Source organism: Neorhodopirellula pilleata, assembly GCF_007859915.1.
Taxonomy (GTDB): Bacteria; Planctomycetota; Planctomycetia; order Pirellulales; family Pirellulaceae; genus Rhodopirellula; species Rhodopirellula pilleata.
The window spans coordinates 60,182-81,857 of the sequence record NZ_SJPM01000012.1; the positions used below are offsets into that span (position 1 = coordinate 60,182).

Below are 21,676 nucleotides of genomic sequence, written 5' to 3' on the forward strand. Positions count from 1 at the left end.
TGGCAAGGTGCCGGGTCTGCGCCGAAGCGGCTTCGACCCAGCCTACGTGAGATCCAGCCTGCGTGAGGTTCCAGCCTAGGTGGGATTCCACTCGATTTTGGCGACGGGGTTGCTCGAGTTGGTGGTGATTGCCTTGACGGTTTTGCCGTTGATGACGTTGAACCGATGCACCGGGGCTGCGTGGGGGTGCGTGTGGGCAGGGGCAGGCGTGGTCGGATCGTTTCGATCAAAAAATCGGCAACGTACATGGGACGGAACATCGCCTGGGGCGGGTTCATATTCGAAATACCACCACACGTGGGCACCTTCGTCTTGGCGTCCGACCCAGTGATACCGCTTTCGCAATGAGGTTTGCGTCTCCGAGTCGTTGGGCCAAGTGGTCAGTTCTTGCTCGTTTCCGAACCGAAAATTTTCAACGAGTACTTTCGTCTCGCGATCCGACGCTCCTCGAATCGCTCGAACCCATGTTTGCTCGTCGAGTTGGGACAAACGCAACGAAACTTCAATCCGTCCTGTACGATCGTTGAGTTGCACTTCAGCGAAAGTCTCCTGAACAGGATGCAGCATCAGCGTCGCAAGCAACCAGCCAAGCGGCACGATCATTCGTCGGATTCCCCGCTCGATTCATCGCCTGCGGCCTCACCGGAGCCCTTGCCAGAATCCTCTTTATCATCCGACTCGCCGTCGGCTTGGCGTTCGGTTTCGTTGTCGGATGTTTTTGCCTTGTTGGCCGCCGACTTTGCCGCATGCAGTTTTTGCATCGGGTTCTTTTTCTTTTCGTCCTTGAACAGTTTGAAACGTGACGGCTCGAGCCGAGGCGGCCAGTGATTATTGGAGACCTCGGTATCGGCGATCTCGCGTTTGGGGTCGATCTCTAATCGAGCGATCTTCTTTTCGGAAAGCAGCAGCTTCTGCACTTCGGAAGATTGATGACGCCAAATCTCGGCGGGCAGGACGATGTTCTCAGCCGTATTGTCGGCGTAATGAATCCGCATCGGTACGGGCATCACCAAACCGCCGATGTTGGATAACGTCACGACATAAAATTGAGTCGTCCGGCGTAACAAACGCCGCTCGTCTTTATCGAGACGATCTAGGAACTTTTGATAGGCTTTGCGGTCGGATTCCTCGACTCGATCTTCATCGTAGTCCGGCGAGTTATAAAAATCTTTCAATCCCGGTTGCCATTCGATGCGCTTGGGCAGGTTTTGATTTCGGTCTTCGGTGGGCGTCTTCTCTTTGGTGTCTTTCTCACGACGACGTCGTTCGGACGCTTCGTCAGGATCGCCCGTGTCAATGACAAACAATTCGACTGACTTGATCGCGACATCGACGTGATCGGTGCTAAAGAACCATCCCCGCCAAAACCAATCCAAATCGGTGCCCGACGCATCCTCGATCGTTCGAAAGAAATCGGCAGGCGTGGGACGTTTGAATTTCCATCGGCGACAGTATTCGCGGAATGCAAAGTCAAATCGTTCGCGGCCCAGAACGGTCTCCCGCAGGATGTTCAGCGCCGCGGCGGGTTTGGCATAGGCGTTATTACCGAACTGCAAGATCTCTTCGCTTCCCGTCATGATCGGCCGCTGGTTGCCACCACGCATGAACGGCACGATCTTTTCCGCCGGACCACGGGAGGACGGATAGTCGTCCTCCCATTCTTGTTCGGCGAGGAATTGCAGGAACGTGTTGAGCCCTTCGTCCATCCACGTCCATTGGCGTTCGTCACTGTTGACGATCATGGGGAAAAAGTTATGTCCGACCTCGTGGATGATCACGCTGATCAAGCCGTACTTGGTGGCTTTGGTGTACGTTCCGTCATCTTCGGGGCGAGGTCCGTTGAAACAGATCATCGGATATTCCATTCCGTAAACCGGTCCGTTGACGCTGATGGCGACGTCATAAGGGTAGTCGAACGTGTAGCGACTGTAGACTTCGATCGTGTGGGCGATCGCCTCGGTCGAGTATTGACTCCACAGCGGTTCGGCTTCATTGGGATAGAATGACATCGCCGTTACGGTTCGTTCGCCGACGCGGACCGGCATGGCATCCCAAATGAACTTCCGACTGGCCGCCCAGGCAAAGTCGCGGACGTTTTTGGCTTCGAAACTCCAGGTTTTTTCGGCGACCTTTGAGTTCTTTTGATTCGAACGTTCTTTCGCGGCGTCTTCGTTCGCCTTGGCTTCCTTGGGAGTAATGATGAAGGTCGGTTTGGTTTGGCCTTCGATTTCAGCGAGTCGTTCGATCCACTCGGGCTGGAGCACTTCTTGAGGGTTGCCCAATATGCCGGTCGCGGTCACGACCATATCATCGGGGACGGTGATGTCGACATGGTAATCGCCCAGTTCGAGGGTGAACTCACCACTGCCGATGAACTGCGCGTGTTGCCACCCGGTGTAATCGGTATAGGCGGCCATTCGCGGAAACCATTGTGCAATTTCGTAAATCGCCTCGCCGTGTTCCGAATCGTCGTCGCCGGTGAATATTTCATATCCGCCACGAGCCCGAATCACCGACGCGTCGACGATGTTGTAGTGATAGACAATACGAATCTCCGTTGATTCGCCGGGTGACAACGGTTCGGGCAGATCGACTCGCATCATCGTGTCGACGATCAGGTGCGTTAATTCGCTCTCTTGGTCGGTGCCGGGTTGCGTCACCGACTCAATCTCGTATCCGCCCTTGAAAGTCGTCTGCGCCAAAAGCGAATGCAGCGATTGAAACGACATCTGACCGTTCAAGCCGGGGGCGGTCCGTGATAGCACGGATACCGACTCGTTGCGAAATCGGTTTTGGTCTAATTGAATCCAAACGTACGGCAACGAATGAGGCGACTCGTTGTGGTAGGTGATTCGGCAGTCACCTTGAATCGATCGCTTCTCGTCGTCGAGCCGTACGTCGATGTCGTAGTCGGCTCGCTGTTGCCAATAGAGCGGTCCAGGTGCCCCCGAAGCGGTACGGTAGACGCCGGGAGTGGGCAACCAATTCGTGATAGGAAAGAACAGGTCCTTGGAGTCGGTGTGCTTGAGGTTCGGCAGAGGCTGTCCCATGACGCGTTGCCCGACGACCGAGGTCAAAGCGAGCGTCATAACGATCAGAATGAAACAGCGGTGAAGGTAACGAAACAAGACGTTGGCTCCGATCGGGCGAACTATTAGATATCCCAAAGTAGCAGGACAACGACGATCATAATCAAAGCCGTCGTTGTCGGGGACATGTTGTCCAAGAAGTCGGGGACGTGTTGTCGGGGAAACCGACTGTCGCTTTCGGAGTAATCCGCACGAACGCTCGCTCCAAACCGTACGGCATCCCCTCCGATCGTCAAATCCATGCTGACCTGACTCGGCGGAGTGGTTTTCCTGACAGGGGCCGAAAAAGGACGTCAGGGTTCGGTGCCGGTTTGAGCATAATGGGCCGTTATGAACGCCTACATGCAACTGGTTCGAAGTTTCCGTGCCGCCGCGACATGCCTCCCTAAGTGTCGCGTTCTAGGTAGCTTCGCGTGCCTACTCGGATTTTCCGCTGTGTTGACTGCGTCGGAACGTACCTCGGCCCGGCAAACCTTTCGATTGACCGTTCCGGTGACTTCCAATGTGGCGGTACCGAACGTCGAGAGGGATGTCGAACATCTCGTTGAAGGCTCTGGAGAGTTTCCCGAGCACGTTTGGTCGCTTGAGAGCAATTCGCCCTCGGGCTTGGTCGCCGACTTCAGCGTCGCCACGGCGTTCACGCATCAGGACTACCCCTCGATCCAGCACGATGCCCGGTTGCGCGTGCGGATCGGGAACGCCACCGGACTCGGGCAATGGACGGCGACCCAACAGGAAGACGCCACCGACCGAGAAGCCGGAGATCAGCGAGCGAACGTCCAAGTTCGTTCCGACGCTCCGGGGCGTGCTGCGGTGGCGCTGCAGGTCAGCATGATGGATGAGTTCCACTCGCTCGCTCAAGGCAGGTATAGCACGACCGTTGTCTGCACGATCTCGATGCCTTAGCGCACGATGGCTCGGTTCCTCGTGGGAAATCGCGTTGAACCAATTAAAAATATCGGCCATCGGAACGCTAGTTCACCAAGACAGGTCAGGAACGGCTAAGATAGATGTTGACGCTGACGATCGTCTGCGTCTTTGTTTCTAATTGGCCGTGTTTCTTAAACGTTGGAGATTGTTGCGATGATTCCCCATGATCTTGTTCGAACGTTATTTTTATTTGGATGCATTGGACTGGGTCCGATTGCCATTTTGGGCTGCTCGAAAGAGAAGATGGACGAACTGGTTGCCTCGGCAAAAGAAAAGACCAATCAAATTACCGATGCGACGGCAACGATGAAGGAGCAAGTCAGCGGTGTCGCCGCGGGAGTTTCCGAGCAGGCTAGTCGCGTGATCGATCAAGTTGAAACGGTCCTTCCCGGAAGCGGTGAGATGGTCCTGCAACTCGATCAGCCTTTGACGCTATCGCGAGCCGAGTTGCAGATTGTCCGCGTCGATGCCGAGCGTCCGATTGTTCTGCAAGTCTTTTCGTATCCGACCGACAAGCCGATTGCGGATTACCCGGCGGTGATGTTGCGAGCCTTGAGTGAGCCGAGCGATTCGGTCTTCACCGACCCGAGCCCATGGTTCGATAAGCCATTGAGTTGTTCGGTTTTCATTCAAAAAACGCCGGAAGGTCCCATCTGGGCGACTCAACTTGGTGAAAGTATCGAGTTAACCCTTTCGGCTCACTCGGAAGATGCCAACATGGTTTCGGGCAAACTTGGAACCGGCACGTTGGCGGGCTCCGACGGTAGTTCGCTCACACTCAGCGGCGGAACCATCACCGCGAAAAGGTTGCCCGTCGTCCGCGGAACTCTGTGATCGCCGCCGGGATCGACCCCGACATTCCATAGATGGATCCGCCGCACTACCGCGTCGTCGATTGTGAGGATTCGCCCATTCTTGTGAGCCGATGGCGTTAGCCACGGGCCTCGAAGTGTGGCTTCTTCACAGTAAAGCCTGCGGCTAGCGGGCTGTTGATTTAGTCCTCATCGAAACCCGAAGCGTGAGCGAGGGATACATACAAAGTACTTAATGGCGCTCAATCCCTCGCTGACGCTTCGGGTTAGGATTAAATCAACACGCCGCTAGCGGCGTGTTGGTTTTGTTTGCATCGCAACCCGACACGTGAGTTTTGAATTTGCGATTTTTTTGTAACCCGCTGCGTGAGCTCGTCGTACCACACAAGTGCGTAGATTGATGCCGTTGCGTTTGAAACCTTGATTGGTTTTCGAGATGGACAGTTTTGTGGTCCAATTCAAGTTGCCCAGCGGAGCAAGGCAGAAGGACCCCTTCCAGAGGGAGGGGGTCATGGGAATCGTGGTACTCGTCAATCACCTAGAGAACCAGAGCACTGGGTGAACCATCATTCGCCTGCCGAACTGAAAGTCCTGCCCACAGTTTTGTCGTCCTCACAAGACACGAGAGATGTGTGGTACAGTGAGCTTACGCTGCGGGTTGCGAAAAAAGCGCAACTTCAAAATGCGTGAGCGAGGGATACTTAAAAGAGAATGAATAGCGTTGAATCCCTCGCTCACGCTTCGGGTTACGATTCAATCAACAGCTCGCTTGCGCCGTCGGATCACTAAATTTTCAGCCCACTAGCGCGGTTCTTGTCATACCGCTTTGCAGCGGTACTGATTTGCGAACGGGCTGTCGATCGATCTGCCGGTCGGCCCCTAAGCCTTGGGTTCTTTGCGAAGTTGAATCCACTCGGTGTGGAAGGTGCCATCCTGGTCCGTTCTTTGGTAGGTATGGGCACCGAAATAATCTCGCTGTGCTTGCAACAAGTTTGCGGGTAGGCGCGCCATTCGATATCCGTCGTAGTAGCACAACGCGGTACTGAACGCCGGAACTGGGATGCCCATAATCGATGCCACCGCAACGACCTTGCGCCATTTTTCCTGAGCGTTCTCGACGGCTTTTTCGAAGTACTCGTCGAGCAACAGGTTCTCGAGATTGGCGTCCTTGTCGAACGCTTCTTTGATCCGGTCGAGGAACTGAGCCCGGATGATACAACCACCTCGCCATAATAACGCTGCGGCACCGTAGTCGAGTCCCCAACCGTGTTCGGCCGAGGCGGCTTGCAGTTGAACAAAGCCCTGAGCGTAGGAGACGATCTTCGATGCGTACAAAGCCTGACGCACCGCTTCGACGAATTCCGCCCGATCACCGACGAGCGACTTGGCGATCGCTTGCATTTCGGGATTCGACGCCGCGGACGGACCGTTGAGCGTTTCGGAGGCGCGGACTCGAGCTTCCTTCTGGGCGGACAAACCGCGTGCGAACACGGCCGTCGTCACCAACGTGCTGGGCACGCCCAAATCGAGAGCGAGTTGGCTCATCCATTTTCCGGTTCCCTTGGCACCGGCGACGTCGAGAATCTTGTCGACCAAATGGCCGTCGCCTTGTTCATCTTTAACGCTGAAGATGTCTCGTGTGATCTCGATCAGATAGCTTTGCAGTTCGCCGGCGTTCCAAGCTTCAAAAACGTCGTAGAGTTCATCGTTGGTCAACCCGCCGAGTTCATGCAGCAATTGATAGGCTTCGCAGATCAACTGCATGTCACCATATTCGATGCCGTTGTGAACCATCTTGACGTAGTTGCCCGCGCCGCCGGCTCCGAGCCATTCGCAGCAGGGGATGTCGTCGTTGGGGCCGACCTTGGCGGCGATCGATTGGAACATTTCTTTGATGTGCGGCCACGCCTCGGCACTTCCGCCGGGCATGAGACTGGGGCCTTTCAACGCCCCCTCTTCACCCCCCGAAACGCCGCAACCGACGTACAGCAATCCGGCCGCTTCGACCTCCTTGACGCGTCGTTCGGTGTGCAAGTAATACTCGTTTCCGCCATCGATGATGATGTCGCCGGGTTCGCAATGTGGCAGCAATTGTTCAATCAATGCGTCTACAGCGGGACCAGCCTTGACGAGCATCATCAACTTGCGAGGCCGTTTGACGCTCTTGACAAACTCCTCGATCGTATGCGTTCCGACGAAGTTTTTGCCCTTGGCACGGCCTTCCATCAAATCGTCGACCTTGGACGTCGTGCGGTTGTAAACGGCGACTTTGTAGCCGCGGCTTTCCACGTTCAACGCCAAATTCTCGCCCATGACGGCCAAACCAATCAGCCCAAAGTCGCAATCACCGCTCATCGTATTCATTCCAAGTGTTTTTCGAAAAAAGCATTCTGAGGCCGGATTCTAAATGCTCAGCAAAAAACCGAAAGGGGGAACGCCCATCAGTGGCTTGACTGGTAGGCTGGGTCGAGGAGGGCTTTGACGACAAACACCCAGCAACCAAGTGTGGAAAAGCTGGCTTGAAAACGAGGAATGCCGGGTCTCCGCCGAAGCGGCTGCGACCCAGCCTACGGCGGAAGACCGGAGTTACGGGCGGTCGATCCACTCGTTGGCGGAATCGCTAACGTCGACGTTTTCTTTCAGAAACGTAACGATCTTCGGAATCGCGGTGGGTTCGTCGTTGATCAACGCGGCTCCGCTGAGGTTCGTCGATGGCAAGAATAGCTCGTATCCTGTCGCCACACCCCGGTTGAGCTTTTTCTTGACGGTTTCGAGGCGGCTGCCGATTTTTTCAGCCTCCCGGCCTTGGGGGCTTGCCTTTCCGGCAAGGATCAAGGTCGGCAACCGAACCAAGTTGGGATCCTGCATCGGCGTGACCATCGCCATCCCGTTGAGGTTTTTTTCCGGCGAGACGTAAACGAGTGCCTTGACATCTTGCCCCTGTTTCATGCGTCCGACGCTGGGGATCTTCCAATCAACCGACGCCCAATAGCCAGCCATGATCGCGCCCTCGCCGATGCCAACGAGTGACAAAGCATTGAGATTCAATCGGCCGGCGTTGTTTTCGGCTTTCAGGAACTGCTTCACTTCCTCGATGTCGTACCGAATGATCGCTTCGACGTCGCGCCGCCCCATCGTGGCGATATTGAAGTCCTGTTCGGTACCTCGCTCGTCCGTGTAGGTTTTGCTGGTCCCATGCCCACGGTATTCCAACGCAACGACGGCGAATCCGGATTCACGCAACGCCAAGAATAACTTCATGTAGGGTCCGGCTTGGCCCTTCCATTCATGAACCACGATCACCGGGACCGCTTTCTTGCCCTCTTTGGAAGGAAAATAAAACGCGTTGATTTTGACTTTGTCTTTGGTGGTCAACACTTCACGGCGTGGCGTCAACGCCGGATCCTCGGCCGGTTTGCGAACTCCCGGAGGTTGGGCCAATGCCGTCGATGCGACCGAAGCCCATCCGATTGATGCGAACACGGCAACCACGATTAATCGAAAAAACATGGAACGAGCAAACATCGGTTGAGTCAACATCGAAGCGGAAAACCCAAGAAGGTGATTTCGGTATAGCATACTGACGAGTGGGGATCGTGTTCGAGAAACGGGGAACGCCCAAAGGCAAATCGGTTCGACGGGCGAACGTGCGTCCCAACCGATCTTGGCCATTTTAACCGATCCTCGGACGCTTTGCAGGCTCATTCGCTTGCGTCATGGCTGTCGACGACCGACAATCCAATCTCACCACTTTTCGATCTGAATCGCTGATTCCACTTTTCTACCGTCTTGATTCTCATGCTACCGCGAAACCTGACCATCGTTTGTATCGCGTTGGTCGTCTCGACCGCCTGTCATTTGCTACACCGCCGCACCAAGACCGCCATGATGGTGGGGGAAGCGATGGAGATGATCGATCGGTTTTATGTCGAACCGGTCGAAAGTCGCGACTTGATGATTGCGGCGATGAACGGGATGACTTCGAACCTCGACCAGCACAGCGAATACATTCCGCCGCAAGATTACCAAACCTTCCAGGACTCGATCCAGCAAGAGTTTGCCGGCATCGGCATTTACGTCGATCAGCCCAACCCGGATGAACCGGTTCGAGTCATCACACCGTTGGTCGGATCACCGGCGCTGCGTGCAGGAATCCTGCCCGGGGATGCGATTCTCAACGTCGACGGAGAAGACGTCTCGACGATGGACATTCGCGACGTCAGCTCTCGATTGCGAGGTCCGATCGGCACTACGGTGAAGCTGGATCTGAAACGCGGCGATGAGAGCATCGACACCGCCGTGCAACGCGATCGTATCGAGATCGAATCAGTAATCGGCGACCACCGTGATGAGAACAGCAGTTGGGTCTACCGTTTGGAATCGAATCCTAACGTCGCTTACATCAAGATGACGAGCTTCGGTGACAAAACCGTCAACGAACTTCGCAGCGTCCTGATCGATTTGGATAACCAATTCGATGCACTCGTACTGGATCTGCGCGGCAACGGAGGCGGCTTGTTGACCGCAGCAGTGGATGTCGCCGACATGTTCTTAAATAGCGGCAAGATCGTTTCGACAAAAACTCGCGGTGGCGTCTTGGAAGAGCAAGCCGTCGCAACCGAAGGCGTGTTGGTCGATTCCGATAAGCCGATGGCGATCTTGATTGATCAGGATTCGGCCAGCGCCAGTGAAATCGTGGCGGCGGCATTGCAAGACGCCGGTCGGGCGATCATCGGCGGCACCCGCAGTTTCGGCAAAGGCACCGTCCAGAACATTTTACCGTTGGAATACGGTCGCAGTGCGCTGCGCTTGACGGTGGCAAAATACTATCGACCGAGCGACCAAAATATCCACCGCGGCAAAGACGACGGCGAAGACGACGTTTGGGGCGTGACACCTGATGAGGGCTTGGCCGTCGAGCTGGACCTCCCCCAACTACGACGCTTGATGATCCTACGTCAGGAAGCGTCGTTTCCATCGCTCAAGGGAATCGATCGTGAGGCGTTGCAACAAACCACCAACCCGGTCCCCGATGTGGACGCTGTTCCTACCGAAGACGGTATTCCAGCCGAAGATGAAGTTGTTCCAACGATTCCGATCGACGAAGACGTCCCGATCGCCGACGACGCCACCATCTGGGAACTCGACGAACCACTCAAACGCGTCGTCGAGCGAATGTTGACGACTCAGCAATCGCAACAAGCGGCATAGGTATGTTTGCGAAACTCTTGGCGAGTTTCGCCACCTAGTGCTTCGTCAAAATAAAAAATGAAGGTTGGCTTAAAACGTGGCACGGTGGTCCCCACCGTGATTCTCGACGGAGGACCGTCGAGCCACGTTGCTGACACTATAGTCAAATGTGGACGAAGCACTCGTATGAGGCTGCAACGGACCGTTGGGATTCCTCACGGTTTGATCCCGCGGCGGCGAAAGAATTCTCCGGTTAATGATTCCTGGCATCCGCTGATATCTTCCGGAGATCCCTGAGCGACGATTCGCCCGCCGCCGCTGCCGCCTCGGGGGCCGAGATCGATCAACCAATCGCACGACGCGAGAAGGTCAGTATGATGTTCGATCACAACAACCGTGTTGCCCGCGTCGACCAATCGGTCCAACACCACGAGCAACCGTTGCACGTCGGCGAAATGCAATCCGGTGGTGGGTTCATCGAGTAAGTACAGCGTCTTGCCCGTTCCAGGCCGAGCCAACTCGGTCGCCAGTTTGATCCGTTGGGCTTCGCCACCGCTTAACGTGGTGCTCGATTGACCCAGCGTCACGTAGCCCAATCCAACGTCGACGAGCGAAGTGAGCAGGTGATGAACCTTGGGGACGTTCTCGAAAAACGTTTGAGCTTCCTCGATCGTCATCGCCAGCACGTCGGCGATCGTGGCTCCTTTGAAACGAACCTGCAGGGTTTGGCGATTGAAGCGTTTGCCACCGCATCGGGAGCATTCGATCAACAGATCGCTGAGAAAATTCATTTCGATCCGTTCAAACCCGTTGCCCTTGCAAACGTCGCAACGGCCCGAGGGCGAGTTGAAACTGAAACGCGCCGATTTGAATCCGAGTGTCTTGGCCGCTCGCGTGGCGGCGAAGACATTGCGGATCGGGTCCAATACGCCTGCGTAAGTCGCCGGACAAGATCGAGTCGTGCGGCCGATCGGCGATTGATCGATGGGGATCAATTTATCGAGCTTGTCAGCGCCGGTGAGTTTTTTGAACGGGCCAGGCGTGTCGGCGACTAGACCCAGTTCGTGTGCCAAGGCCGGGTAGAGCGTGTCGACGATCAACGAACTCTTACCGCTGCCCGACACACCGCTGATACCGATCAACAGACCCAGCGGCAACTCCAGGTTCACGTTTTGAAGGTTGTGCAACGACGCGCCCGTCAGTCGTAGCTTTTGACCGCGAACAGGTTCGCGTCGGGGGCGGTCCAATCCGATCCGATGATGTGACGACAAGAACCGTCCCGTCGGGCTGTTCGGATCAGCGGCGACTTCGTCGGGCGTTCCCTGGCTGACCAGTTCGCCGCCGTGAATACCCGCACCGGGGCCGATGTCGATCAAGTAATCGGCCGCCCGCATGGTGTCTTCGTCGTGTTCGACGATCACGATCGTATTGCCTTGCGATTTCAGTTCCGCGATCGCGGCCAATAGTCGATCGTGGTCGGCCGGATGCAAACCGATCGAAGGTTCGTCGAGCACGTAGCACACGCTGACCAAGCCGCTACCGATGCAGGTTGCCAGTCGAATCCGTTGCAACTCGCCACCGCTGAGCGTATCGGCGGTCCGGGAAAGCGTCAGGTAATCCACACCGACGCGTCGTAGGAAGTCGATGCGCCGGATCATTTCGTCAACGATCGGCGTGGCAACCCGGCGATGAAGTTCCGACAGAGGTCCGGCGATCTGGGACATCCAGTCCTGGGCTTCGGCGAGCGGCAATGCGACGACGTCGGCAATGGAACGTTCGGCGATCGTGACCGCGAGGGCCTGAAGCCGTAAACGACCGCCTTCACAGTCCGGACAGGTTTGCCGAGCCGATTCGTGATCGGCGGTCGGTGCGGCGACCGTGCCAAGTCCTTCGCAGGTCGGACAGGCACCGTAGGGACTGTTGAAACTGAATGTTCGCGGTTCCAACTCTTCGAAACTTTCGCCGCATTCGGCACACGCCATCGCCGTGCTGAACAGTTTGCTGTGTTCGTCCGCGTCGGGCGGCGCGATCACCGCTGCGCACATTCCGCCCGACAACCGGATCGCCAACCGTGTCGATTCGTCCAGCCGAGACTCGATGCCGTCTTTCAACACCAATCGATCGACCACCGCTTCAATCGTGTGGTTCTTGCGAACGGCCAACGGCGGGACGTCTTCGAGCAAATACACTTCGCCGTCCACGCGAACGCGCACCAATCCCTGCGCCGCAATCTTTTCGAAAACCTCGACGTGCGTTCCTTTGCGTCCCCGAACCATCGGGCTCATCAACGTCAGCTTGGTTCGCTCGGGGTAGGCGGACAATGCGGCGACGATTGCGTCGACCGTTTGTGTGCTGATCGGACTGCCGCATTGGGTGCAGTGCGGCGTTCCCACACGGGCGTAGAGCAATCTTAAGTAGTCGTAGATTTCCGTAACGGTCGCTACGGTACTGCGAGCGGATTGCGTGCCGCTCTTCTGATCGATCGATAACGTAGGTGCCAAGCCGTCGATCCAGTCAACATCGGGACGCGGAATCGAATCGAGGTATTGCCGCGCGTAGGTCGACATGGTGTCAATATATTGACGCTGGCCTTCGGCAAACAACGTATCGAATGCCAACGAGCTTTTGCCGCTGCCCGAAACACCGGTGATGACGGTGATCGCGTTGCGAGGAATGTCCACGCTCAGATTCTTCAGATTGTGAACGCGGGCACCGCGAATTTGAATCGGCGTACTCAACTTGGTAATCGGCTCGGATTCCATCGATCGATCACTGCATCATCTCCAGAAACGTGGCGCTCATCGTGAATCCGTTGAGTACAAAGTGAACGACGATCGGCGGCACGAGTGAACCGGTTTGGCGATAGAGATAACCAAGGCCCAGTGACAGGAAAAACAGCGGAATCGGTGCGAGCCCCTGCCCCCAGTGCATCAACGCGAACAGCAGACTCGCCACGATCAACGGCCACACCGCCGTTGGTGTCCAGTCCGCACGGGTCGCCGGATCAGCGATCGCTTGCATCTCCGACGGACTTGCGGCGATGAAATCGTCCGTCGAAGCGGGCGGTGACTGGTAGGGATTGCGGTCATCCGTACCATGTTGGGTTGCGGTCGGTTGCATGGGGGCGACTGGTGGATTGATTCGCACCAAACCCCAGTTGATCGCGTCCGTTCGAGCGTCGGCGAGGCGTTGCAATCCGCCCTGCAATAACCCGCGAAACCAAAACTCCTCAACCATCGGCGTGACGATCGCGGTTGTGAAAAACAACGCGGCAAAGACAGCATAATTGGGCGGCCCGTCGGCTTCGGTCGGTTGCAACGCGTCTAGCACCGGGTGCGAGTATTCCTGCAGTACCGAAACCGCACCCATCAGCAACATCGTCGGCGGCAGGATCAACCAGGCGCCGATCAAGCCTAAGCGAATCATATTGCGATCGGGCACAAAACCGAACCGGGGTTGCTCATGGCCGACGACTTCTTGACCCGGCAATCGCAAGATTTCGGGACGACGCAAACGCAAGACGAAGATCGTTGCCAAGGTCGCCGACAACATCGCGAACGAACTGATCAACAATTGGGGAACGGTGATCTGTGAACCGTCGCCTGCGGAAGGGATCACGTCTTCGGGAATCAGTTCGACGGCGTCCGCGATTTCATCGGCTGCCGGATCCGGCGGAGACGTGGGGGCTTTGGGTTCGACGACGCCATCATCGGCGGCTAGTTCGACAACAACCATGTTGGACTCGCCCTCGGAGCTTGGATCAGCCGCTGCGGTTTCGCCACCGGTTAGTTCGCTCAGATCGACGTAGCCCATCATTCCGGCGATCCCCGTCATCGCGACGCTGAACAGGATCACGAAACCGTAGAACATGATGAAATGAACCGCGTTCCAATACGGCCGCGGACGCGACACGACTTCGAGAAGCGGTTGTGACCCGAAAGGCCGTTTTCCCTGACGGATCAAAGAAATCCATTTAAACAGTGAACTGATAAACGCGACCAGAATCAGCAACGAGAGCGTAGCCAAAATTCCCTGGGCGAGACCGGGCTCGGGATCGATCGCAACCGGGCCGACCGCTTCAATCGTTAGCGAATCTTCACCAGTCGTCGTCAGCGGTGGCATCAAGTCAGTCTTTCGGAGCGGGAGAGGGTACGGGCGAATCGGCGGGGCTCGAGGTCGGCGAGACCGGCGAGGCTTGCATCACGCGGGCAGCGATGAGGGTGTAGTCGACGCCAGAATAAACCGTGATTCCGATTGCCGCCCAAACCAAGACCGTCGTCGTGCCGGGCAACCAACCGGGAACCGGCGTCAAGACGTACATCAGCAAAACAGCCACGATCGCGGCGCACTGGACGACCATTTTCCACTTTCCCAACCAACTGGCGGAAAAATCCCCCCCGCCGCCTTCGATGATTCCACGCAAACTCGTAACCAGCAGTTCGCGGGCGACGACGATCGTCGCCATCCAAGACGCGATCGGACTCGCGTCCACTTCGACCAACGCGATGAACGTGCCACAAATGATGATCTTGTCGACAAAGGGATCAAAAATACGGCCTAATTTCGTAACTTGTCCGTATTTGCGAGCCCAATAGCCGTCCATCCAATCGGTCGAAACGGCGATCAGGAACGTCGCCAAGGCTGCTCCGAACTCCCCCAGTGGGATCAAGACGACGACCGCGATCGCGAGTCCGAACCGGACCGTCGTCAACGCGTTGGGAACGTTATAAATCGAGGGGGTTTCCATGCGGGGTCCGAAGCGGTTTCGACCAATAACAGCAATCAAACCGCACAACTTATCGGACGAACGCGTCAACGCCAAGCTATTGCCAGAAACCGCAGGTCCCGACTCGGTTGAATTACCCTCCCGTCGGTCGGTTAATGTCATCGTGGCACGGTGGTCCCCACCGTGAAACACGGCGGGGACCGCCGTGCCACGATATGCCAACCCGAACTTAACGTTGGAACAAGACACCAGCATTTTAGCACAAAGCAGTTCGCTATAATCCGACTTCCTTTTGCCACTATCGTTCCCAAAACCACTTCTTGTCCATGACCTCCTTCGCCGCAAATGGCACAATCCCCGCACCTCCCACGCCGATCGATCTGGCCAACCTGGTCGGTCAGATGCGTGGTGAACTTCACACGGGCGACTTGATGCGGCGGATTTACGCAACCGACGCGTCGGCGTATCAAGAGATGCCGTTGGCCGTTGCCATCCCGCGTTGCGAAGACGATCTGTCCTTATTGATTCGCTTCGCCAACGAACACCACGTCGGCTTGATCCCGCGAACCGCCGGCACATCGCTCGCCGGACAGGTCGTCGGTTCGGGCATCGTCGTCGACGTCTCGAAGTATTTCAATCAAATCTTGGAGATCGACGAATCGCATCGCACCGTTCGTGTTCAACCGGGCGTCATTCGCAACGAACTCAACCAAGCGCTCAAGCCTCACGGGTTGTTGTTCGGCCCCGAAACGTCGACCCAAAATCGCGCGATGATCGGCGGCATGGTTGGCAACAACTCGTGCGGTTCCAACTCGATCCGATATGGCAGCACACGCGACCATCTTGTCGAAGTCCGCGGCTTCCTTTCCGATGGATCGATGGTTGTCTTCGGCCCGGTGACCGCCGAACAGTTCCACGCCAAGTGCGAGCAAGGCGATTGTTTGGAAACCAGGTTATACCGTCACGCCCGCGAGCGATTGAGCGACCCAGCGGTCCGCGACGAGATCACCCGCGAGTTTCCCAAGCCGTCGATCCACCGACGCAATACGGGCTATGCTCTGGACCTGTTGATGGACGCGGCAGGCTTGACGGCCGACAGCGAGCTTCCGTTTAACTTCGGGCGTTTGATCGCCGGCAGCGAAGGGACGTTGATGTTCGTAACCGAAATCAAGTTGAACGTGCTGCCTCTGCCGCCACCGGTACTGGGTCTGCAATGCGCCCACTTCGATAGTATTCCCGACGCACTCAACGCGACCCTGCTCGCGGTGCAACAGGATGTTTATGCGTGCGAACTGATCGACGACGTGATTTTGGAATGCACCGAACGCAGCATCGAACATCGCAAAAACCGGTTTTTCATCCAAGGCGTCCCGAAAGCGATTCTTGTGACCGAAGTCCGCGGTGAAACCGAAGAGGAAGTTCGTCGCGTTCATGCGATCACTGAAGCCCGGATGCGGGAAGCCGGATTGGGATACGCGTACCCGGTATTGTTCGGCGACCAGGGTGACCGCGTCTGGGATCTTCGCAAAGCCGGCTTGGGGCTGTTGGGGAACATCCCCGGCGACGAGAAGACCGTTCCGGTCATCGAAGACACCGCCGTCGATGTGCAAGATCTGCCCGCCTACATCGCCGAGTTCAATCAAATCCTCGGTGAGCGATTTGGACTGCAATGCATCCACTACGCCCATGCCGGTTCAGGTGAAATCCATTTGCGTCCGGTGATCAATCTGAAAACCGACGACGGCAAGCGTTTGTTCCGCGAAGTCGCTCAGACGATCGCCACGCTCGTCAAGAAATACCGAGGATCGCTATCGGGCGAACACGGCGACGGTCGTTTGCGGGGCGAGTTTTTGGAACAGATGATCGGTACAGCGAACTACGAATTGGTCCGCGAGTTCAAGCGAACTTGGGACCCTAACGGTGTTTTCAACCCGAACAAAATCGTCGATACCCCACAAATGAATCATCAACTGCGGTATCCCGATTCCGTTACCGAACGTGATATCGAAACCGTGTTCAACTTTTCCGACACTCAAGGCATCCTTCGCGCCGCCGAGATGTGCAACGGCAGCGGGGATTGTCGTAAGACTCATCTGTCCGGCGGGGTGATGTGTCCCAGTTACATGGCGACTCGCAACGAGAAAGACACCACGCGGGCGCGAGCCAATACACTGCGTCAGATCCTGACACACTCGACCGACGCGAACCCGTTCGACAACGAAGAGATCCTCGAGGTAATGGACTTGTGTCTGTCGTGCAAGGGTTGCAAATCCGAGTGCCCCTCGACGGTCGACATGGGTAAATTGAAAGCCGAATTCTTGCAGCACTATTACGATGCCAACGGAGTTCCCCGGCGCACGCGTTTGATCGCTGATTATGTCCGTAGCCAGCGGTTCGCGGGCCGCGCCGCGTGGCTTTCAAACTGGATGACCGGAAATTCCACGCTTCGCCGAATCCTGAACCGAATGATCGGATTTCACCCCGATCGATCCATTCCGCCGGTCGCGACGCAAACCCTAACCGCTTGGTTTGAACGTGAAAAGCCACGGGCCAATTTGGAACGCATTCAAGGTCGTGGCGTCTATTTATTCGCCGACGAGTTTACCCAGTACAACGAACCGGAGATCGGGCGATCGGTGGTGCGATTGCTCAACGGTCTTGGTTATGACGTTACCATTCCACCCCACGAAGAAAGCGGTCGCAGTCGATTGTCCAAGGGTTTGTTGCGCGAAGCCCGCGAGATCGCACGTCGCAACGTGATCAAGTTAAAAGATTTGGTATGCGAGACCACCCCCTTGGTCGGGATCGAACCGTCGGCGATCTTGAGTTTCCGAGACGAGTATCCGGATTTGGTCGGCGACGACTTGGCCGAAGAAGCCCGCGAGTTGAGCAAGAATTGCTTGACGTTCGAAGAATGGTTTGCCGGCGAGATCGATGCCGGACGGATTGTCCAAGACGACTTCAAGGATGATCCGGCTCGAGTGTGGATTCACGGCCACTGTCACCAGAAAGCACTCAGCGATGTCGGTTTCACTCAGCGATGCCTGTCGTTGCCGAGGAACTACGAAGCCACCACGATCCGCAGCGGATGTTGTGGGATGGCCGGTTCGTTTGGTTACGAAACGGAGCACTACGACTTGTCGATGCAGATCGGGGAGTTGGTGCTGTTCCCGGCCGTCCGTACCGCCGGCGAAACAGACTTGATCGCGGCAGCGGGCACGTCGTGCCGGCACCAAATTCACGACGGAACCTCCCGCCGAGCCCAACACCCCGCCGAAATCCTGTACGCCGCGATGATCCCGTAGGCTGGGTCGCAGCGATAGCGAAGACCCGGCATTCAAGCCCCCTCCCACAACACCCCAGCCACCAATGTCCTTGAGTTGGCAACGGTGATAGTAGATATTCATCCCGATTCATCTTCGAAACTGCCATCTTTGCCGGACACACCATGTCACCGCTGCCTGAACGTGACCCGACCCTTTTGCGATCTCATCAATGGTTTGGCAAGGATGATTTGCGATCATTCGGGCATCGTTCGCGGCTCAAGGGGATGGGGTTTGACGACATCGACTATCAAGGTCGCCCGATCGTCGCGATCTTGAACACGTGGAGCGAACTGAATACGTGTCACTCGCATTTTCGCAATCGAGCTGACGAAGTCCGACGTGGCATTTTGCAGTCCGGCGGTTTCCCGGTTGAGGTGCCGGTGATGTCGCTTGGTGAAATGATGATGAAACCCACCACGATGTTGTATCGCAACCTCTTGGCGATGGAAGTCGAAGAAGTATTACGGTGCCATCCGATCGATGCGGCCGTCTTGATGGGCGGATGCGACAAGACTGTTCCCGCCATGATCATGGGGGCGATCAGCGCGGACATCCCCAGTATCTTCATGCCGGCCGGTCCGATGTTGCGAGCACGATGGAAAGATCAAACGCTCGGCAGTGGTAGTGACGCATGGAAGTATTGGGATCAACGTTTAGCCGGAAATCTGTGCGACCGGGATTGGAATCAAATCGAAAACTGCATTGCCTCGTCGGCGGGGACCTGCATGACGATGGGCACGGCCAGCACGATGGCGTGCGTCGCCGAAGCGATGGGCTGGACGTTGCCGGGCGCGGCGACGATTCCAGCCGTTGTCGCCGAGCATTCACGCTTGGCCGTCGCCACAGGCCGGCGGGCCGTCGAGATGGCTTGGGAGAATTTTCGACCGTCGAACTTCATGACCACGCAATCGATCGACAACGGATTGACCACCTCGCTCGCGATCGGCGGTAGCACCAACGCGATCGTCCACCTGATCGCGATTGCCGGCCGGATGGAACATGAGTTGACATTGCAACGATTCGATGAGCTGTCGCGGACCACGCCGGTGATCGGTGATTTGCGTCCGAGCGGGCGTTTTCTGATGCAGGACTTTTTCGAAGCCGGCGGTCTGTCGGCACTGCTGGTGCGGATCGAAGAACTGTTGCATCTGAACGCGAAAACGGTTTCAGGCCGAACGTTGGGCGAACAGATTGCGGGTGCCGAAGTGATCAACGACGAGGTCATTCGGCCTCGGGACAATCCGGTCGCGCCGGCCGGCGGGGTATGCTTGTTGCGAGGTAATTTGGCGCCAAACGGTTGCGTCATTAAATCGATCGCGGCGAGCAAGAAATTGATGCATCACCGTGGCAAGGCGGTCGTTTTCGAGGACTATCCCGATATGAAAGCGCGAATCAACGACGACGCGTTGGAGGTGGACGAAAACAGCGTGTTGTTGCTGCGTAGCGCCGGGCCTTTGGGAGCCCCAGGGTTTCCCGAATGGGGTATGTTGCCGATTCCCAAGAAACTTTTGCGGGCTGGGGTCACGGACATGGTTCGGCTGAGCGACGCGAGGATGAGCGGAACGAGTTACGGAACCTGCGTCTTGCACATTTCCCCGGAAAGCGCCGCCGGAGGCCCGTTGTCGCTGGTCCAGACCGGCGATGATATCGAGATCAATCTTCCCGAACGAACGATTCATTGGCACGTCGACGACGCGGAAATTGAGCGTCGACGGGCGATCAGCCCTAAGCCGCCGGCGTTGGCGGAGCGGGGGTACTTGAAATTGTTTGCCAATCACGTCACGCAGGCCGATCAAGGCTGCGATTTTGACTTTCTCACCGGGCGTTCACCCGGACAGGACCCGGCAATTCACTAACGCAAGCGGGGTTGAAGTATCATGCCCTTACGATTCTGATCTTGGTTTATCGTCGACGCCTGTTCGGCAACGAGTCCTTCCCATCGAGGTTTGTTTTGAAAGATATTTGGATAGGTTTTGATCTCGGCGGCACCAAGATGTACGCCATCGCCTTTGACGACTCGATGCAGGTGATTGCCCGCCGACGTCGGAAAACGCGGGGGCGTGAAGGGTCTGACAACGGCATCGAGCGGATCGGTTCGACGATCACACGGTTGCTCGAAGAGAACGAACTGACGCTCGATCGGATCGCAGGCATTGGCATCGGATGCCCCGGCCCGATCGACTTGGAGAAGGGTCGTTTGTTGATGACCCCCAATCTCGGCTGGGACGATGTTGACGTCAAGAAAGCCCTTGAGAAACAATTCGACTGCCCCGTCGTTGTTCTTAACGATGTCGATGCGGGAGTCTACGGCGAATATTTGTTCGGTGCCGCCCAAGGCAGTCGCTGTGCCGTCGGCATTTTTCCCGGAACCGGAATCGGTGGCGGTTGTGTTTACGAAGGAAAGATATTGCAGGGGGCAGGAATCTCCTGCATGGAGATCGGCCATACCCGCGTCAGCAGCGGGGTGAAAAGTTCCGGCGGAACGCTGCCGGGCACGCTCGAGTCCGAAGCGAGCCGATTGACGATCGCGGCCGACGCCGCCAAGTTGGCGTACCGCGGAGAAGCTCCCGCCCTCCTGAAAAGTGTCGGAACGGATCTGTCCGAAATACGCAGTGGTGCGTTGGCGGACGCGATCAAAGCGGGCGACAAGGAAATCGAAAAGTTAATCGACGAAGCCTCCACCGTGATCGGATACGGCGTCGTCAATGTCGTCCATATGCTTTGTCCCGATACGATCATCCTGGGAGGCGGGTTGGTCGAAGCGATGGAAGACATGATCATCAAACGGGTCTCCAAGACCGCCCAGGATCATTGCATGCCGGTCTACAAAGATCGTTTCAAGGTCGTCGCCGCCAAACTCGGAGACGACGCCGGAGCCATGGGCGCAGCCGCCTGGGCCAAAGCCCAATGCCCCGCCCCACCCCCCACCGACCAAACTTAGTCAAGTTTTACTCGCTACTCGCTACTCGCTATGCACGACCAAAAAATCACCACGCTCAATCTCGAATTGCCGCCGGCCCCCAAACCGGTCGGGGTTTACAAGCCGATTGTCCAAGTCGGTAACCTGGTTTATCTGTCCGGTCACGGGCCGTTGAAGTCGGACAAGACGTTGATCACCGGACGCTTGGGCGAGGACATGGACGTCGAAGCGGGCTACGCCGCCGCACGCCAGACCGGATTGGCGATGCTTGCCACGCTTCGCGAGCATCTCGGTTCGCTCGATCGTGTCGAACGTTTGATTAAACTGCTCGGCCTCGTCCGATGCACGGAATCGTTCGACGCTCAACCGGCCGTCATCAACGGTTGCAGCGAACTGTTCCGAGACGTTTTTGGTGAAGACGCCGGGGTGGCCGCTCGCAGCGCCATCGGCACAAATGCCTTGCCCGGCGGGATTGCCGTCGAAATCGAAGCGATCTTTGAAGTCAAGGGCTAGCGGGCTGTTGATTTAGTTTACATCGTAACCCGAAGCGTGAGCGAGGGATAATTGATATTGACTCATCCCTCGCTTACGCAGCGGGTTACGATGCAGACAAAATCAACGCTTCGTCAAGCGTCGGGTTATGATTGAAGCAATAGCTCCTCAGTTCCCCACTTCAAGCCCCC

At 56.7% G+C, this 21,676-nt stretch carries 14 protein-coding genes; 7 read left to right on the forward strand and 7 right to left on the reverse strand.

What is annotated here, in order from left to right:
- Positions 1 to 75: 75 nt before the first annotated feature.
- Positions 76 to 603, reverse strand: a complete 528-nt coding sequence (locus tag Pla100_RS22695; RefSeq protein ID WP_146580480.1) for a DUF6702 family protein — start codon at positions 601 to 603, stop codon at positions 76 to 78.
- Positions 600 to 3,089: a M1 family metallopeptidase gene (locus Pla100_RS22700; RefSeq protein ID WP_146580680.1), complete on the reverse strand. Its 2,490-nt coding sequence runs from the start codon at positions 3,087 to 3,089 to the stop codon at positions 600 to 602. Before Pla100_RS22700 ends, Pla100_RS22695 begins: the two co-directional genes overlap by 4 nt.
- 342 nt (positions 3,090 to 3,431) lie before the next feature.
- On the opposite strand from Pla100_RS22700, the gene Pla100_RS22705 reads away from it, so the two are divergent.
- Together Pla100_RS22705 and Pla100_RS22710 are read left to right on the forward strand one after the other, a co-directional pair.
- Entirely contained in the window at positions 3,432 to 3,995 is a 564-nt protein-coding gene (locus Pla100_RS22705) for a hypothetical protein (protein WP_146580482.1), read from the forward strand.
- Positions 3,996 to 4,262: 267 nt separating this feature from the next.
- Entirely contained in the window at positions 4,263 to 4,853 is a 591-nt protein-coding gene (locus Pla100_RS22710) for a hypothetical protein (RefSeq protein ID WP_146580484.1), read from the forward strand.
- Positions 4,854 to 5,710: 857 nt separating this feature from the next.
- Here Pla100_RS22710 and gnd read toward each other — a convergent pair.
- Entirely contained in the window at positions 5,711 to 7,186 is a 1,476-nt protein-coding gene (gene gnd / locus Pla100_RS22715; protein ID WP_146580682.1) for a decarboxylating NADP(+)-dependent phosphogluconate dehydrogenase, read from the reverse strand.
- Positions 7,187 to 7,417: 231 nt separating this feature from the next.
- Positions 7,418 to 8,341: an alpha/beta hydrolase gene (locus tag Pla100_RS22720; RefSeq protein WP_231603396.1), complete on the reverse strand. Its 924-nt coding sequence runs from the start codon at positions 8,339 to 8,341 to the stop codon at positions 7,418 to 7,420.
- A 288-nt stretch (positions 8,342 to 8,629) separates the two neighbouring features.
- Between Pla100_RS22720 and Pla100_RS22725 the strand changes: the two genes are divergently transcribed.
- Positions 8,630 to 10,042, forward strand: coding sequence for a S41 family peptidase (locus Pla100_RS22725; RefSeq protein WP_146580488.1), 1,413 nt, complete (start codon positions 8,630 to 8,632; stop codon positions 10,040 to 10,042).
- Positions 10,043 to 10,236: 194 nt separating this feature from the next.
- Here Pla100_RS22725 and uvrA read toward each other — a convergent pair whose 3' ends face one another.
- The 3 genes from uvrA to pgsA are packed head-to-tail and all read right to left on the reverse strand — an operon-like array spanning position 10,237 to position 14,996.
- Positions 10,237 to 12,783: an excinuclease ABC subunit UvrA gene (gene uvrA, locus Pla100_RS22730; protein ID WP_146580490.1), complete on the reverse strand. Its 2,547-nt coding sequence runs from the start codon at positions 12,781 to 12,783 to the stop codon at positions 10,237 to 10,239.
- 7 nt (positions 12,784 to 12,790) lie between these two features.
- The gene (locus Pla100_RS22735; protein ID WP_146580492.1) at positions 12,791 to 14,146 is read right to left on the reverse strand and encodes a CPBP family intramembrane glutamic endopeptidase; all 1,356 of its coding nucleotides are present in this window, start codon (positions 14,144 to 14,146) and stop codon (positions 12,791 to 12,793) included.
- 1 nt (position 14,147) lies between these two features.
- Entirely contained in the window at positions 14,148 to 14,996 is an 849-nt protein-coding gene (gene pgsA, locus Pla100_RS22740) for a CDP-diacylglycerol--glycerol-3-phosphate 3-phosphatidyltransferase (RefSeq protein WP_231603398.1), read from the reverse strand.
- 77 nt (positions 14,997 to 15,073) lie between these two features.
- On the opposite strand from pgsA, the gene Pla100_RS22745 reads away from it, so the two are divergent.
- From Pla100_RS22745 to Pla100_RS22760, 4 genes are all read left to right on the forward strand, one after another.
- Positions 15,074 to 18,052, forward strand: a complete 2,979-nt coding sequence (locus Pla100_RS22745; RefSeq protein WP_146580686.1) for an FAD-binding and (Fe-S)-binding domain-containing protein — start codon at positions 15,074 to 15,076, stop codon at positions 18,050 to 18,052.
- Positions 18,053 to 18,195: 143 nt separating this feature from the next.
- Entirely contained in the window at positions 18,196 to 19,929 is a 1,734-nt protein-coding gene (araD, locus tag Pla100_RS22750) for an L-arabinonate dehydratase (RefSeq protein ID WP_146580494.1), read from the forward strand.
- 95 nt (positions 19,930 to 20,024) lie between these two features.
- Positions 20,025 to 21,014 carry an ROK family protein gene (locus Pla100_RS22755; RefSeq protein ID WP_146580496.1) on the forward strand — a complete coding sequence of 330 codons (990 nt, stop codon included), beginning with the start codon at positions 20,025 to 20,027 and terminating at the stop codon, positions 21,012 to 21,014.
- 30 nt (positions 21,015 to 21,044) lie between these two features.
- Entirely contained in the window at positions 21,045 to 21,506 is a 462-nt protein-coding gene (locus tag Pla100_RS22760) for a RidA family protein (protein WP_146580498.1), read from the forward strand.
- The last annotated feature ends 170 nt before the right edge of the window (positions 21,507 to 21,676 follow it).